Annotated in this window: 22 protein-coding genes; 4 read left to right on the forward strand and 18 right to left on the reverse strand. The window is 33.4% G+C overall.

The annotated features are described in order from the left end of the window. Nucleotide 1: 1 nt before the first annotated feature. Complete coding sequence (locus B9N53_RS06985) at nt 2–703, reverse strand: ABC transporter ATP-binding protein (RefSeq protein WP_094204290.1); 702 nt, start codon at nt 701–703, stop codon at nt 2–4. 111 nt (nt 704–814) lie between these two features. Here B9N53_RS06985 and B9N53_RS06990 point away from each other — a divergent pair, with 111 nt between their 5' ends. Then, nucleotides 815–1,360, forward strand: coding sequence for a TetR/AcrR family transcriptional regulator (locus tag B9N53_RS06990; RefSeq protein ID WP_094204291.1), 546 nt, complete (start codon nt 815–817; stop codon nt 1,358–1,360). A 25-nt stretch (nt 1,361–1,385) separates the two neighbouring features. Here the strand turns inward: B9N53_RS06990 and B9N53_RS06995 are convergent, their stop codons facing one another. The 8 genes from B9N53_RS06995 to B9N53_RS07030 form a co-directional block, all read right to left on the reverse strand. Next, nucleotides 1,386–1,928, reverse strand: a complete 543-nt coding sequence (locus tag B9N53_RS06995; protein WP_094204292.1) for a flavin reductase family protein — start codon at nt 1,926–1,928, stop codon at nt 1,386–1,388. Next, entirely contained in the window at nt 1,928–2,470 is a 543-nt protein-coding gene (locus B9N53_RS07000) for a GNAT family N-acetyltransferase (RefSeq protein ID WP_094204293.1), read from the reverse strand. The genes B9N53_RS06995 and B9N53_RS07000 overlap by 1 nt, the downstream gene beginning before the upstream one ends. 23 nt (nt 2,471–2,493) lie before the next feature. Continuing rightward, complete coding sequence (locus B9N53_RS07005) at nt 2,494–3,006, reverse strand: nitroreductase family protein (protein ID WP_094204294.1); 513 nt, start codon at nt 3,004–3,006, stop codon at nt 2,494–2,496. A 113-nt stretch (nt 3,007–3,119) separates the two neighbouring features. Further along, nucleotides 3,120–3,347 carry a hypothetical protein gene (locus B9N53_RS07010; protein ID WP_094204295.1) on the reverse strand — a complete coding sequence of 76 codons (228 nt, stop codon included), beginning with the start codon at nt 3,345–3,347 and terminating at the stop codon, nt 3,120–3,122. A gap of 99 nt (nt 3,348–3,446) precedes the next feature. Beyond that, a complete protein-coding gene (locus B9N53_RS07015) occupies nt 3,447–3,647 on the reverse strand; it encodes a cold-shock protein (RefSeq protein ID WP_035108999.1) in 201 nt (66 codons plus the stop codon). A 197-nt stretch (nt 3,648–3,844) separates the two neighbouring features. Then, complete coding sequence (locus B9N53_RS07020; protein WP_094204296.1) at nt 3,845–4,324, reverse strand: pyridoxamine 5'-phosphate oxidase family protein; 480 nt, start codon at nt 4,322–4,324, stop codon at nt 3,845–3,847. A 1-nt stretch (nt 4,325) separates the two neighbouring features. Next, nucleotides 4,326–5,003 (reverse strand): DNA alkylation repair protein, encoded by a 678-nt coding sequence (locus B9N53_RS07025; protein ID WP_094204297.1) that lies wholly within the window; start codon nt 5,001–5,003, stop codon nt 4,326–4,328. Next, nucleotides 4,990–5,295, reverse strand: a complete 306-nt coding sequence (locus tag B9N53_RS07030) for a hypothetical protein (protein ID WP_002834740.1) — start codon at nt 5,293–5,295, stop codon at nt 4,990–4,992. The genes B9N53_RS07025 and B9N53_RS07030 overlap by 14 nt, the downstream gene beginning before the upstream one ends. A gap of 70 nt (nt 5,296–5,365) precedes the next feature. Between B9N53_RS07030 and B9N53_RS07035 the strand changes: the two genes are divergently transcribed. From B9N53_RS07035 to B9N53_RS07045, 3 genes are all read left to right on the forward strand, one after another. Continuing rightward, nucleotides 5,366–6,274 (forward strand): diacylglycerol/lipid kinase family protein, encoded by a 909-nt coding sequence (locus tag B9N53_RS07035; RefSeq protein WP_094204298.1) that lies wholly within the window; start codon nt 5,366–5,368, stop codon nt 6,272–6,274. 76 nt (nt 6,275–6,350) lie between these two features. Next, nucleotides 6,351–6,959, forward strand: a complete 609-nt coding sequence (locus B9N53_RS07040) for a DUF6088 family protein (protein ID WP_094204299.1) — start codon at nt 6,351–6,353, stop codon at nt 6,957–6,959. Between the two features lie 23 nt (nt 6,960–6,982). Continuing rightward, on the forward strand, nt 6,983–7,522 hold the full coding sequence (locus tag B9N53_RS07045) for an isochorismatase family protein (protein WP_094204300.1): 540 nt from the start codon (nt 6,983–6,985) through the stop codon (nt 7,520–7,522). Nucleotides 7,523–7,962: 440 nt separating this feature from the next. Here B9N53_RS07045 and B9N53_RS07050 read toward each other — a convergent pair whose 3' ends face one another. The 9 genes from B9N53_RS07050 to B9N53_RS07090 all read right to left on the reverse strand — a co-directional run bounded on the left by B9N53_RS07050 (nt 7,963) and on the right by B9N53_RS07090 (nt 14,517). After that, complete coding sequence (locus tag B9N53_RS07050) at nt 7,963–8,541, reverse strand: LemA family protein (RefSeq protein WP_094204301.1); 579 nt, start codon at nt 8,539–8,541, stop codon at nt 7,963–7,965. Between the two features lie 9 nt (nt 8,542–8,550). Then, nucleotides 8,551–9,525: a DUF3137 domain-containing protein gene (locus tag B9N53_RS07055; RefSeq protein WP_242432440.1), complete on the reverse strand. Its 975-nt coding sequence runs from the start codon at nt 9,523–9,525 to the stop codon at nt 8,551–8,553. Nucleotides 9,526–9,699: 174 nt separating this feature from the next. Next, on the reverse strand, nt 9,700–9,942 hold the full coding sequence (locus tag B9N53_RS07060; protein ID WP_094204303.1) for a hypothetical protein: 243 nt from the start codon (nt 9,940–9,942) through the stop codon (nt 9,700–9,702). A gap of 11 nt (nt 9,943–9,953) precedes the next feature. After that, nucleotides 9,954–10,391: an aminoglycoside 6'-N-acetyltransferase gene (aac(6'), locus tag B9N53_RS07065; protein WP_094204304.1), complete on the reverse strand. Its 438-nt coding sequence runs from the start codon at nt 10,389–10,391 to the stop codon at nt 9,954–9,956. Between the two features lie 114 nt (nt 10,392–10,505). After that, nucleotides 10,506–11,165 (reverse strand): ABC transporter ATP-binding protein, encoded by a 660-nt coding sequence (locus B9N53_RS07070; protein ID WP_094204305.1) that lies wholly within the window; start codon nt 11,163–11,165, stop codon nt 10,506–10,508. Next, nucleotides 11,166–12,353, reverse strand: a complete 1,188-nt coding sequence (locus tag B9N53_RS07075) for an ABC transporter permease (protein WP_094204306.1) — start codon at nt 12,351–12,353, stop codon at nt 11,166–11,168. It abuts the gene before it with no gap. Further along, complete coding sequence (locus B9N53_RS07080; RefSeq protein WP_094204307.1) at nt 12,343–12,744, reverse strand: DUF4418 family protein; 402 nt, start codon at nt 12,742–12,744, stop codon at nt 12,343–12,345. The genes B9N53_RS07075 and B9N53_RS07080 overlap by 11 nt, the downstream gene beginning before the upstream one ends. 10 nt (nt 12,745–12,754) lie before the next feature. Continuing rightward, on the reverse strand, nt 12,755–13,516 hold the full coding sequence (locus B9N53_RS07085; protein ID WP_242432441.1) for an ABC transporter ATP-binding protein: 762 nt from the start codon (nt 13,514–13,516) through the stop codon (nt 12,755–12,757). Beyond that, a complete protein-coding gene (locus B9N53_RS07090) occupies nt 13,495–14,517 on the reverse strand; it encodes an ABC transporter permease (protein WP_192867308.1) in 1,023 nt (340 codons plus the stop codon). Before B9N53_RS07090 ends, B9N53_RS07085 begins: the two co-directional genes overlap by 22 nt. Nucleotides 14,518–14,535: the final 18 nt, after the last annotated feature.

Consider the following 14,535-nt stretch of genomic DNA (forward strand, 5'->3'; position numbering starts at 1 on the left):
TTTAGTATTCCAACGTTTCTATGTTTTGTGGATTCGCATTCAATACGACATCGCGAATCTTCGCGTCGTGCATGTGAATAACCCTGTCTGCAATCGGAGCCAACGCTTGGTTGTGCGTAACGATAACGACTGTCGCACCTTCTTTTCTAACCATATCTTGCAAGATTTTCAATACTTGTTTGCCTGTATGATAATCTAGCGCACCAGTTGGTTCGTCGCACAATAATAGCTTAGGATTTTTCGCAACTGCACGTGCGATTGCGACACGTTGTTGCTCTCCTCCGGATAATTGTGCTGGGAAGTTGTCGATTCTTTCTCCAAGACCAACAGATTGCAAAACTTCCGTTGCATCGAGTGCATCTTTTACGATTTCTGATGCCAGTTCGACGTTTTCTTTGGCGGTTAGATTTGGAACTAGATTATAGAATTGAAACACAAATCCTACGTCATTTCTTCTGTAATTCGTCAGCTCCTTGTCGTTGAATGTGCCGATGTCTTTGCCATCTATGAGCACATTTCCCTCGTCGTTGGTGTCCATTCCACCGAGAATATTTAACACGGTTGATTTACCCGCCCCTGATGAGCCGAGAATGATCGCCAATTCTCCTTTTTCTATTTCAAACGATATGTCGTTGTTTGCAATTATTTCGGATTGTCCTGATTTGTAGCGTTTGTAGCTGTTTTTCATTTCAATATATGCCATGTTTCACCTCTTATATGAACAATGTGTTGATTTATCTTATAAATTATTTTATATTAAAAGTAGAATTGTAACAAAACAATATTGAACAGTTTGTTCATTTAAGGAGATTTTATGATTAGAGAAACGGATACGAGGGACAAATTAAAAAAATCGTTGACGATTTTGTTGAACGAGAAAAGCTTGAACGATATTTCGGTGAGTGAATTGACGAAAGAGGCTCACATCAATCGTGGGACATTTTATTTGCACTACGATGATAAAATGGATTTGGTGGATAATTTGGTAGAGGAAATTTTCGAAGAATTGAAGGAGATTTTGACGTCGAAAAAGGTCGGCAGAAAATATTCGTACGATATCATCAAAAAGGTCATTGATTATGTGAAGGATGATTTCGATTTTATTTACGCGTTGACGATGAACAGCTACAACTACATCAACGATATGTTGAGGAAGTTTCTGCTGGCGTTGATTGATACGCTTCCGGAGTTGAAGTATTCGATTGACAATCACCCGTTTTTGCCAAAAGATTATTCGACGGAGGTGTTCTTGTCGTTGAATTCGGGAATTATTTTGCATCGGATTAGAAAAGGCGGCGTGGAAAGCACTGATGAATTGGCGAATTATTTCTATCAAGTGAACAATTTAAAAACGACTTAGCCACTGTGACTGAGTCGTTTTGCGATTAATCTTCAATTATATAACTGTCGACGATTTCTCCAAAATATGTGATGTGAAAATCCTTGTTGGATCCAGGATTTGTGCTGTCGACATCTTGTGGGTAATTTCTGTTCAAAATATCGTCTGGAAGTAATGACAAATCCTGTTCTTGACGATAAATTAGTTTGCATTCAATAGTTAAAGGAAGTTCTTTGATTCCATTCACAGAAATTGTTTCTGGCTCAACGAGTGTGAGGTTCGCTTCTTCTACTTTATCAACATCTCTTCCACTTTGGCTGCCACAAACTTTCATGATTTTTTTGTCGTAGGAGCCGATTGGGACGCTGATTGTGAATTCCGGATTTTCGTCCAACAATTCTCTGGTAAATCTTCCTTCTCTAACGTAGCACACAAACACAGGCTTGTTCCAATTGTAGCCTATTGTTCCCCATGCAATCGCCATGCTGTTGAATTTGCCGTTTGCTTTCGTGTTCAAAAATATTCCTTTCGGAAGTTCTTTTACGATGTCTGATGCGTAGTCCATTACGTCGATTTTTCTTTTGTTCATTAGTTTTCCTTTCGTTTTGTTAATTGGTTATTAAAATTTTCTTCAATTAGCTCATACATTACAGAGGAGCGAATGTTCCCCAATTGATCTGTCCACGAATTTTCTTTAATTTCTGTATTGACGAATCCTAGTTTTTCATAAACATGATGCGCCCTTTTATTCTCAACAGTTGTTGACAATACTATTTTTTCAAATTCTTTTGAAAACAACTCACTGATCAATAAACTTAAAATAATTTTTCCCAGACCTCTATTTTGATATTCTTCTTCACAAATTTTAATTCCAATCTCCACCGATTTATGATCAAGTTTCTTGTAATTCATTTCTCCAATTGGAATTTTATTATATTCAATTATCAACAGAGCATTATTTATCATGTCGTGATTTTTAATATTTTGTATAACTTTATTATCGGTAGTGTTTAGTCCAAGAGGAAAACCTGCATGTTCCATTACTATGCCATCATTCCACCATTTTAATAAATTAGGTACATCTTCCAAAGAGGCGTTTCTAACTAATATTTCGTTATATTTTAACTTCATCAAATCTCCAGATTAAGTATTGTTTAAATAAATGTTACTGTTTCTGACAAATCTTTTCTTTTGTCGTGAAGTGGATTGATTTCAGAATCTTCTGCAGGATAGCCGATGTCTAGCATCATCAGTACTTCTTCTTTTGCAGGAAGACGGAACTTCTTGTGTGTAATGTCTGGATCCAAGAAATTAATCCAACAACTTTCTAATCCTTGGTTTTTCGCTGCTAACATCAAATGAGTAGCGACGATGGATGCATCTTCAATTCCAGAATCTCTTCTATCGCCAGGATATGTAAACACGTTTGTTTTATCAAAAGTTACAAGCAAAACTGTACTTGCGCCGTATCTACAAGGTGTCACTTCGTCAACTTTCTTCAAGTTTTTTTCTGATTGTATTACATAAATGTGATGTTCTTGCAAGTTTTTCGCTGTTGGCGCTAACCTTCCAGCTTCCAAAATCTTATCCAGTTTTTCCTTTTCTACCTTTTTGTCGCTATATTTTTTGCAAGAATATCGATTTTTGATTACTTCTTCAAAATCCATATTATTCCTCCCGTAATTTTAAAATCTAATACTAATATATCACATTTATGAGATTTTGTAATATTTTGACAAACAAAAAACCAGTACACATTTTCACGCGTACTGGTCTGATTTTATCCTAATTTTTGTTGGACAAAGTTATTGATTATTTCTGTCAATTTTTGTTTTACATCTTCAGGGATTTGACCTTCTGATTCTTCAACTTTTTTGTAAAGATCTGGATATTGTTGTTTGATTTTGTCGACAACTCCTGATAATACATTTCCTTGTAAAAATCCCGGTAATTTGTTCTTCAATTCATCTGGAATTAATTCCATAATTTTTTGTTCTGTGTTTGCCATTGTTAATCCTTTCTTTTTATTAATATTTTGGGCAATATATTTATACCCACATTTGAACAAATTAAAAAGGTCCAACCAAAATGATTGAACCTTGTTGCATTATAATTTAACTACGTTAACTGCTCTGTCGCCTTTTTCAGAAGCTTCAACATCGTAGGAAACTTTTTGTCCTTCTTCCAATGTTCTGAATCCTTCTTGTTGGATTGCACTTTGGTGAACAAAAATGTCCTTGTTGTCTTCTCCTGTGATAAATCCAAATCCTTTAGTAGAATTAAACCATTTAACTGTTCCGTTACTCATAATATCCTCCTCGTTATTCCGCAGAATAACCGTACCACTGTACATTTTTATTTTTGTGATAACTAATTAATTTAAGAGAATAAAATATTTTACAAAACTTTGATTCACTACCTTAATTACTTACTACCTTTTCAGTATACAGCTGATAAGTTATACTGTCAAGCATTTTTGAATAATAGTTTTTGTGTTTTATAAGTTTATTTTTTCATAGTTCTGTGTTTTGCTGTCATTGATGTAACTGTTAATTTGAAAACCCTAGTTCTTGGGATAGCTTTGGGATTGAATTCAAAGTGTTCCACGTGATATTTGTCAGTCATCACGGTCAACGCTCTGAATTTTTCCTCAGCATCTGTCACATATTCCACGACTCCTTTTCCCATGATGCTCGAATAATTCATCGTGCAGTATCCTATTTCTCTGTCAGAGTACAAATCGTGGTCTGTGTCCATCTCAAAAGAAGCCTTGTTGTTCTTGTCGATGAGTTCGTATTTGTAGCCTTCCAATGCGCCGTGAAAATACAAAACCAATTGATTATCCACGACTTCATATCCAAAATTCAGCGGCAAAATATACGGATAGCCTTCATCATCAACAAGCCCAAGCCTTACCACATCGCACTCATCAATTATCTTCAATTGTTCATCGAAATTCGTGATTTCACGATCTTTTCTTCGCATTTTATCTCCTTTTCTTTAACGATTTTAGATATTGTTTTTGTTCCGGCGTTATTCTGAAACTTTCCCTCGCTTTTTGTATCGTTTTGTTGTGAGTCCAACACTCTAGCAAATTATCTTCCAACACAAATATAACATCGTCCCACTGTTTTGTCAACGCTGTCGCGAAAAACCACGCAATCATCATGTTGACATAGTATTCTTCGCTTTTGATTTGAGCCGCGATGTTCAAATACTCAACCTTGAATTCATCATCCAAGAAATATTTCATCAACAAACAAATCGCCACTCTCACGGTGTATGTGTGAGAAGATTGTGCCCATACTTTTATTTTGTCGATTAATTTGTCCGTATTTTTCGTGAAAATTTTTGGAGAAATGCAATCACACACCGCCCAATTATCTACAAATGGAAGAAACTTTTCCAAGTTATTGATGCAATCGTCGTAAATTTTCATATTAGAAATCAAAATAGAATGAAGCATATTTTCTTCGTAGTAAGTGTGTGGCAAATCTTCCATGAAAATATGCACTTGTTCTTCATCGATTTTCTTGGCTAATTTTCTCAAATCGGGCATTCTTACTCCGATAATCGTGGATTTGTCGATAGTCGGGATTATTTTTGCTTGAAAATCTCGGTATTTCAAATCTTGTAGGGATTTGAGTTCTTTAATTATTTCCATTTTTATTTCCAATCAAAGTATAAATCTTGTATCCAACGCTTACCGTCATCAAAATTCCAAATACAAAAAGCTTTACTGCAACTGACGAATTTCCTTGTTTGAAATATCCGTAACCTGCCCAGTACAGCAAGACTGTGACGATAGTTGCAATTATCCAAAAAATCACCACTAATATTTTGTAAATTTTGTTGAGCGTGGGATTGTCTTTTCTATTTCTAAAAATTCTTTCGAATAATGCGATAAGTCCTACAACTATCAGCACGTAAATTATATTATAAACAAATTTATTCATGACATCATCCTTTGTGTAAAATTCTATGTACAGGTATTTATGTTTATATTATAATATGAATGGTGATTAAATGAAATACGTGTTTTTGTTGAGTAGCAAGGCCGGAGCAGGCTCGTTCTCAGAATTAGAGCACTCAATTGTGAAGTATTACTCAAGCAATAATTTGAAATATACAATAATAAAAACAGAACACAAAAACCACGCTTGTGAAATCGTTCAAAAATATTGTGATTGTTCGGACGTCTTGTTGTATGTGTGTTCAGGAGATGGAACATTAAATGAAGTAATAAATAAAATGAAAGAAATAAATGCAAAGTTCAGTGTAGGACTTATTCCATCGGGAACGGCGAATGATTTCTCCAAGAATTTTGATTACTCAAATTTCAAAATCGAAAACACAATCAACCCGGTCATTGACGACATTGATTTGATTAAAGTCAACGGAAAATATTGTGTGAACGTTTTAAGTTTCGGTTTTGATACGGTGATTTTGAATTCTGCGTATAATTTATTGAAAAAGAATCCGAAATTAAAAGCAAATGCATATCCTATCGCAGTGTTGCAGAATTTATTTAAAATTCCAAAATACAAGTTGGAATCCAAGACAAAAAATGGAGAAAATGGTGAAGTTAACTTGAAAGGATATTATCTGCTTGGCGCGATTTGTAACGGTGGATTCTACGGCGGAGGATTCAACCCTTCACCGTATGCAAACTTGACTGATGGAGTGTTGGAATTGTGCTTGGCAGAAACAATGCCTTTGTACAAAATAATCCCATTGATTTTCAAATACAAAAAAGGCGCTCATCTGTCACATCCTATGATACATTTTCAAAAATTGACTAAAGGATGTATCAAATTCGAAAAAGAATTGATGGTCAACGTCGACGGAGAAATCTTCACTACAGATTACTTGGATTTCGAAGTGGTGCCAAAAGCATTGCGATTTGCGAGGGTTTGCGATTATAGGAAGATTTAAAAGTTTGCACGAAAAATACGATTTTTTTATTTTTGTCACGGATATGATACAATATTCGTGACAAAGGAGTGTTGAAATGAGTTCATATATGGAAATAATATCAGACAAAATAAATAGTTTTGACTCAAATAAAGTATTTTTTGCAAATGACTTTTTAGATATCGCATCTAATGCTACGGTTAGACAAATATTAAAAAGATTAGCAGATGAAGATAAAATTAAGCGTGTCATTGACGGATTTTATTACAATCCAAGATACAGCGAATTAATTGGAGAGTACGAAGCAGTCTCAATTCACGAGTTAGCACTTGCCATAGCAAGAAAATATAATTGGAATATTGCACCATATAATAGCACAGCCTTAAACTTATTAGGACTTTCAACACAAGTTCCAACTCACTATAAATATATATCAATTGGAAGATACAAAGAATATAAAATCGGAGATACCATCTTAGAATTCAAAAAAGTAAATCCAGGAGAGATTGCTAATATGTCTTTGAAGACAGCGACTGTAATTCAGGCGATAAAGTCTTTGGGTAAAGAAAATATTGATGACCAAGTCATACAAAAGATAAGAGTAAACTTAACGGAAAAAGAAAGAACAGACCTAATGAACGAATCAAAATCAGTTCCTGCATGGATATATGAAGTAATAAGGGAAATTAAAGAATTTAATAAGTAACAAGTAAATTTAAGGAGATTATAATGAAAGCATTAATAGTATTGGATGTACAAAAGGGGATATTGAAGAAGAAAGATTTTACTGATACTCTAAATAATATTAAAATTCTAATTGATGATTTCAAAAAGAATAATGATGTTGTTATCTTATTCAAGCATCTTTCGAATGATTTCGACAACCCCTTTTTTAAAGGCTCCGATGATGTGGAAATCTGTGAAGAACTTCTAGGATTGGGAGATTATGTGATTGAAAAGACGTCATGTAATCCATTTTATGAAACTAATCTTGCCCAAGTTTTAAAAGACAATGAAGTGTCTAAAGTTTATATTTGTGGTTTCAATACGGAGTATTGTTGTTTATTTTCGAGCATCATATGTTCCGACAGAGGCTATGAAACTATTTTTATTGAAGATGCTTCGGGAACATTTGGAGATGAAGAAATTTATGAAATGCCCGGATTAGATATTAATGATTTTATCGGTTCAATACTTAATTGGTCTGGAGAAGTTCAGGTTTTATATACTGAAGAGTATTTGAATGGATCTGATAATGAGAGAGTGTGAGTTAAAAATAATGTCAATAAAAGCATTTTGCAATCGATGGATTTAAATGTAATATTTATGATATCCAAACTTTGAAGAGATTATAAAAGTTCTACAAGAACTAGAAAAAGAAATTAATAAGTAAATAGAATTTTGTAAAATTTGATTTAACTTATATCTAAAAATTTAAAAATCAGAGCTGGTACTGACCTGAACCCCAAAATCCGGAATACGGATGGAGGGGTTTTTGTATGCTATTTTATAAGATTTTATAAGATTTTTTATGAATCAACATTTTCTTGAAAAACGTATTTTGCTCCATCCACAAATATACATCTCTGACATTAAGACTTGTAATTTCATACATTATTCCTCCGTACTACCCATCTTTTTTCACTCAAAAAAACTTCCAAGATCGTTACAATCCCAGAAGTTATCCCCTATATTTTTAATTATTCTAATTATTTAACGTCGTAGTCGAATTCACTTATCGACCTTTTGCTGTCTATATTTTGTTCTTTAAGAAATTCCATTTCTTTCAATCCTTTAGATTTTGCGACAACAGATTTTGGAAATGACACTATTTCTTGATTTATTATGCTGATGTTGTTGTTTACTATTCTTTTTGCGGCTGCTAATTGTTCATTTTCGTCGCTGATTTCGTCTTGAAGATTGATGAATTCTTGTGATGATTTAAGGTCAGGGTAGTTTTCAGCAAGTGCAAATATTTTGCTGATTTCTCGGTCTTGGTTTTGTATTGCTGCGTTGAATTCTTTGATATTTGCATTTTGTCGAAGTTTAATTACGTCCGAAAAAGTTGAGCTTTCATGTTTTGCGTATGATTTGGCAACTTTTATCATTTCACAAATTGTGTCGTATCTTTTGGCTAGTGCAATGTCTACGTTTTTCTTGGATTCGTCTATTACGACTTTGTATCGATTAAATCTATTCGATGTTTTTACCCACCAAATTATTACTATCAAAATGATTAATGCAATTATTCCAATTGCTGTGAATTCCGAATTTAAAAATCTGTCCATAATTTCTCCTTATAATTTTTCACCTATTATATCTATTAGAGAATAAAATCCTGATAATTTTTCTCTAACTTTTTCGTATTCTGTTGAAAGCGACAATTCATCAACTTGTTTTTTCGTTTGTGGTAATGCAAATAAAAACGCATTTGATTCGAACGATATGGATATGTATTGTTCATTCATGTATAAGCACACTCTCATTTTTTCTTTCCAATCGTTCAATAACTCTATAATTTTAGGATCTAAAATTAGTCTTGTGTAGAAATCATCTGTTGAATATATTGCGTATGAGTTGTTAAATTCAATGGATTCCGTCTCAATTTCTTTTTCTATTTTTGTCTTCTTGCCGTAGTTTCCATGATTTCTTACCCCAAGTACTTTACCTTTTTTTATGGGAACTACTCTTATGTGTCCATTTATTTTAGTGTCAAATTTCGCCATCAAAACCTGTCCACAAAAATCAATAATTTGTCGTGTGTGTCCTTCACTATCTTCAGTTTCTGTGTATGCTTGCATATTAGAAAACTCTGTTTTGTAATCATCACCAAATACTATGTGGCAGTTTCCAAAATAATACTGAGAATCAGGAACCAACCTTTTCATTGCTTTCAAATCAATTTTCTTAGAATAATCAATTGTTGTATCAGGCAAGATTTCATTCAACACTGGTAATAGGAAATTATCAATGTAGGATTTTGCAAGATCATTTCTTCGTTGTTTTCTTCGTTGTTTTGAATATTTTTCCCAAAAATACACTATAGCAGCCATTACAAGAAGCGAATAAATATCTAGCATCGCGCGCATCGCGCTTAATGCAATAAATCCGAACATGGCACCTATAACTAATACAAATGGATTAATAATGTTGTTCTTCATTCCATTTTTTACTAAAAGTAGTTTTGATTGCATTTGTGGAGAATTTTCTATTTGCTCAATTCGTTTTACGATTTCAGGATTGGTAAATTTATCCCTGTATTTTTTTCTCACTGCTTTTCCTTTCAACAATTATTTCTTGTGCTTTTAATAATATTATACCATAATAATCACGTTAATTACGCTAAATTTATTGAATTTGAATGTTTTTACAAATATTTTACATAGATTTATTATACACATAACATAAAAAAGGCACCTTCTTACTGGTGCCATACTCGTATAAATTTATTTTTTTGTTATGCTCATTCCTATAACCATACCCAAAAGCATACCGATTGATATAGAAGTCGCGATGTCGAATTTATCAAAGATAGATCCGAAACCCGCACCTAACATCATTCCCAATGCCATCCCAAATGACATATAATTATCGGACGAAGCTTCTGATTGTGCTTTCGATTTTTTGATTACTATTAGGACTAATATCACCGTAATAATCAACGGTAAAAGTATTTTAAATATTTCCATGTCTTCTCCTTTTACAAATCTTTCTTGAAACAAATAATCCTGTTTGCCTCGATAAATCCAATTGCAAGATGAAACTTCAAGCTTTGAATATTATCCAATAGACAATCACTTGCAAATTCAGAGCATCCCATCTTTTTTGCCCAATCTTCGCATGATTTTACGAGATTTCTGGCAATATTTTGTTTTCTATAATTTTCTTTTACAAATATTCCTTCCAAATATCCGACAGGTGAGCTTTCTGTTCCTTCAACATAGTCGTGACGAAGCTCTACATTCGCAAACCCAACAGGGATTTCTTTCACGAATGCAATGAAGCAAGTTCCTTCATCTGATTGTAGAATTTCTGTGAATTCTTCTTCTAATTCATCCACATTTTCATTATCCCATATTTTTGTCGCCATTTGTGCCAAAACATATGAATCTTTTTGTGTCGCTTCTAATATTTTCATTATTTATCCTCATTTTCTCTCAATTAGATTCTATTGCACGCATATTCCCGTGTCAATGATTACACAAAAAAACTGACCTTCTAAGTCTTATAACTTTTGAAGATCAGTTATATTTTATTCAGATAATTTTTTTCTCGATAATTTGTACACTTTTTTCGCTCTGTTTTTGAGTCTTGAATCGTGTGTTACACATATCAGTGTTGTTTTATTGTTCAATTTATCGAGCAAGTCCAAGAATTTGTCGACGTATTCTTCATCCAAGTTCGCTGTTGGTTCATCTAGTATTAATAGCTCTGGTTCATTAATTAATGCTCTTAGAATCATTAGCTTTTTAATTTCTCCCCCAGATAAGTTCTTAGCGCTGTTTAGTTGAAGAAGTTCTTCCATGTCGTATTTTTTGATGAATTTCTCATAATCAAAATTATCCACGCCTGAAATGTCTGCTTTCATTTCCAAGTTTTCCTTAACTGTTAGTGCTGGAAATACTATCAAATCTTGTGGCACGAATGATATTTTCTTGGAGCGAAGATCAGATATTTCTTCGTCTGTAAAATCTTTTACTTCTTTGGAGAAAACTTGTACGCTTCCTTCATCGTAATTTAAAAAACCTAAAATCACATTTAGAAGTGTACTTTTACCTGCGCCACTTGCTCCGACTATCGCGATATAGTCATTTTCATTTACAGTTAGGTTTACATCTTTTAGTACTTCGTTTTTTCTATCAGAATTGATAAGGTAGCTTTTTGATAAATTTTGTATTTTCAATATTTCCATTTAATTACCTCTCAATGTAAGCGCTAATTCGTCTTTGGATATTTTCATTACGTTGAATATTTGCGTGATTAAGGCAATCACTACTACAACTAATAATGTTATCGCCGAAATAATTAGTATTTCTTTTGCATTAACGCTCATAAATGCCAAGTCCAGAGATTTTTCGATTTGACCAGAGAATAGCTTCACTGTGAGTATGGATAATCCAATTCCTATTACTGCCCCAATAAATGATAGTACTACTGAGTATTTTAGGATAATGGATTTTAGTTTACTCTTTGTTATACCAAGTATTCTAAGTGTTGCCATTTGCTTTTCTTTGTCTTTGAAATCAACTGTAAATATCGAAATTAATACGATTATTGCCATTATCAATGTAAATGTTAGTAGTATTTTCAAATATTTCATAAGAGAGAACATTTCTTTGGATAGATTGTCTACGAAGTTTTTGTTCATGACAACCATAGTGTGTGTACCTCTAAGTGATTTCATAAGGTTAACTGTTAATTGTTCACTATCTGCATTATCTTGTTTTTTTATTAAAATTGAAGATATTTCAGAATTTGGAACGTATTTTTGTGGATGAACTTTAACAGAATCTTGTAGCATTTTCTTCGCCGTATCAAAATTCATGAATATTGCATTATCAAATCCAAGACCAGTTTTCATTAATTTTGATTTCACTTTGTATTTTTTGCCGAAAAAAGTCAATGTGTTTGCATCAACTACACTCACATTATTTCCGATTAAAATTTCTCCGTCTTTCAATTCCTTTACATCTTGTTTCATCCAAGGTTTAATTGTAAAGTCCTTTTCAAAATCAATTCCTATAGCTTGGACAGGGAATGAACAACAAGATTCTTGAAGTGTCGCAATGTACAATTGTGGAGCTGCTTGTTTTACTCCTTCGACTTTTTGTACTTTATCAAGTACATCATTTTGCATGTAGAACTCAGAAGGCTTACCAGATACGAATAATGCTTCTTGTTCTTTGCCGCTTTTTTCTGGAACAATCATCATGTCGGCTCCCAATCTTTGTTTCATATTGTCGATTGAATTGTTAAGTCCAATTGAAAAATACATGCTTACAAACAAAAGTGCGGACACTATCGCCATAATCAAAACTATTATAAATGTTCTGACAGGATTTGATGACATCCAGTTTTTAAGGTAAAGTTTATCTTTCATCGATACTCTTCTTTAATACCACAAGATAAGCTATTGAAATTATTGCAAGGATTATCGAGCAGATTGACACTGCTGGAATTGTCTTCATTTGACAAGCGGCACCTGCGTGTTTACAACCACCTATTACAAATTTTGCTAATAAGAATGAATCAATAGCTAAAACTGGAACTGCGATATTAATTCCCCATTCGATTTTTTCGTCTTTAATGATGTATGCGATGACTAATAAAATCACGATACTTACTGCTATGACAAATACCGCATTTGACATGTGGAAGCATTTCATCGGCATTTTGCCTGGCATTACTTCACATGGTTTCGCGATAACTTTTGGTATTAAAGCTAAGATAACCGCTGCTACCAATTGTAAAATTTTCAAAATTTTCTTCATATTTTCCCTCTTAAATATTTAATGTTTCTAAGATTTCATTTCTGTAATCTGTGAACTCTTTGCTAGTTCTATTTCTTGGATAATCCAAATTGATTTCCAATATTTTCTTTATTCTACCTGGTCTTGGTCCCATTATAACAACTTTGTTGGATAAGTAAATAGCTTCATCAACATCGTGTGTTACCATTATCATTATGTGTTTGTTTTCTTGCCACAATTTAATGAGTTCGTCTTGCATATTCATTCTAGTAAATGCATCCAACGCTCCCAATGGTTCGTCCAACAAAAACACGTTTGGTTTGTTAATCATTGTTCTAATAAGTGATACTCTTTGAGCCATACCACCTGATAATTGGTGAGGATAGGAGTTCTTAAATTCCATTAGTCCAACTTTTTCAAGAAGTCTGTCAACTTCCTTTTCGTTGTTTTGTTTTTTCAAATTAGCTGAGAATCCTACATTTTCTCCAACAGTTAGCCAAGGAAATAATGTAGGTTTTTGGAAGACCATTCCCCTGTCGCTGTCTGTTCCTTCAACTTTTTTGCCGCCTAAAGTAATGGAGCCTGTAGTTGGAACGATAAGTCCTGCAATTAATCTTAAAAGAGTGGATTTACCGCAGCCTGATGGTCCTACGATGCACACGAATTCTCCATCTTCGATTGTCATGTTGATATCAGTAAGGGCATGAGTTAATCCGTCTGAATCAGTTCTCAAAAAGCTTTTAGATACATTTTCAAAAATCAAATTATTCATTATTCCATCCCTTCTTGCCATTTAAGGACTCTCTTCTTAATTAACGATAAAACAAAATTAACCGCTATAAATGTAAGACATATTATGATAATTGCACCATACATACTAGCATATTCTGCCCATGATTTCTTCCATGTGATATACCATCCAAGTCCCGATTCCACACCAAGCATTTCTGCGATTAAAAGAGCAGTACAAGCAGAGCTCATTCCGATTGTAAGTCCGCCGAAAATATTTGGCATTGCAGATGGAATAGCGATTTTAGTAATCAATTGATTGCCTGTTGCTCCAAGTGTTTTTGCAGCTTCGTAGTTTGATTTGTCTACGTTCAAAATCCCTGTAATTGTGGAGATTGTAACTGCATACCACACACCCAAAGCAATGATGAATACTGATCCGTAGAACAAACTTGTAGCCAAAACCATAACCAATGGCAACCAAGTTGTTGTAGGGATTGGTCCTAAAAGTTTCATGAATGGAGATATCCAATAATTTACTTTCTTAGAATATCCGCACAAAATCCCTGTGATTAGCCCTAGTATTGCACCGATAAAATATCCTGAGAAAAGTAGTTTCAATGAACTTTTTACAGATTTTATCAATAAAGCTTTATCAGCAATTATCGAATTCAAAATCTTATCTACCCATGGAAAATATGGTAGTGTTAGTATTCCTGTTTTCAATGTCAAAAAATCGTACAATGTCAACAAGAAAAATACAAAAGCATAAAAAGGCGCTTTGTAAACTAATTTTGCTCTGATGCTTTTTTTGAAGAATGACGCTATAAAAAACACACCGTAAAGTGCAACTAATGCCCATATGAAAACCACGTAAGTGTTTGTTTGTGTGGCATCTGGCTTTAAATTTGGATATAGCACATATTCAAAAACACAAATACCCCCCATGATTATTGGGAAAATTAGTTTTACGACATCTAATATTTTTTGAGCTTTTGTTTTAGGTCTGGATTCTAACTCAATAAGCCTCTCTCTAGTTAGCTCATCTAGCTTTTCGTTTTCCATTTTAACCCCTTTCTATAA

This window comes from Finegoldia magna (assembly GCF_002243175.1).
In the GTDB taxonomy this organism is placed as follows: Bacteria; Bacillota; Clostridia; order Tissierellales; family Peptoniphilaceae; genus Finegoldia; species Finegoldia magna_J.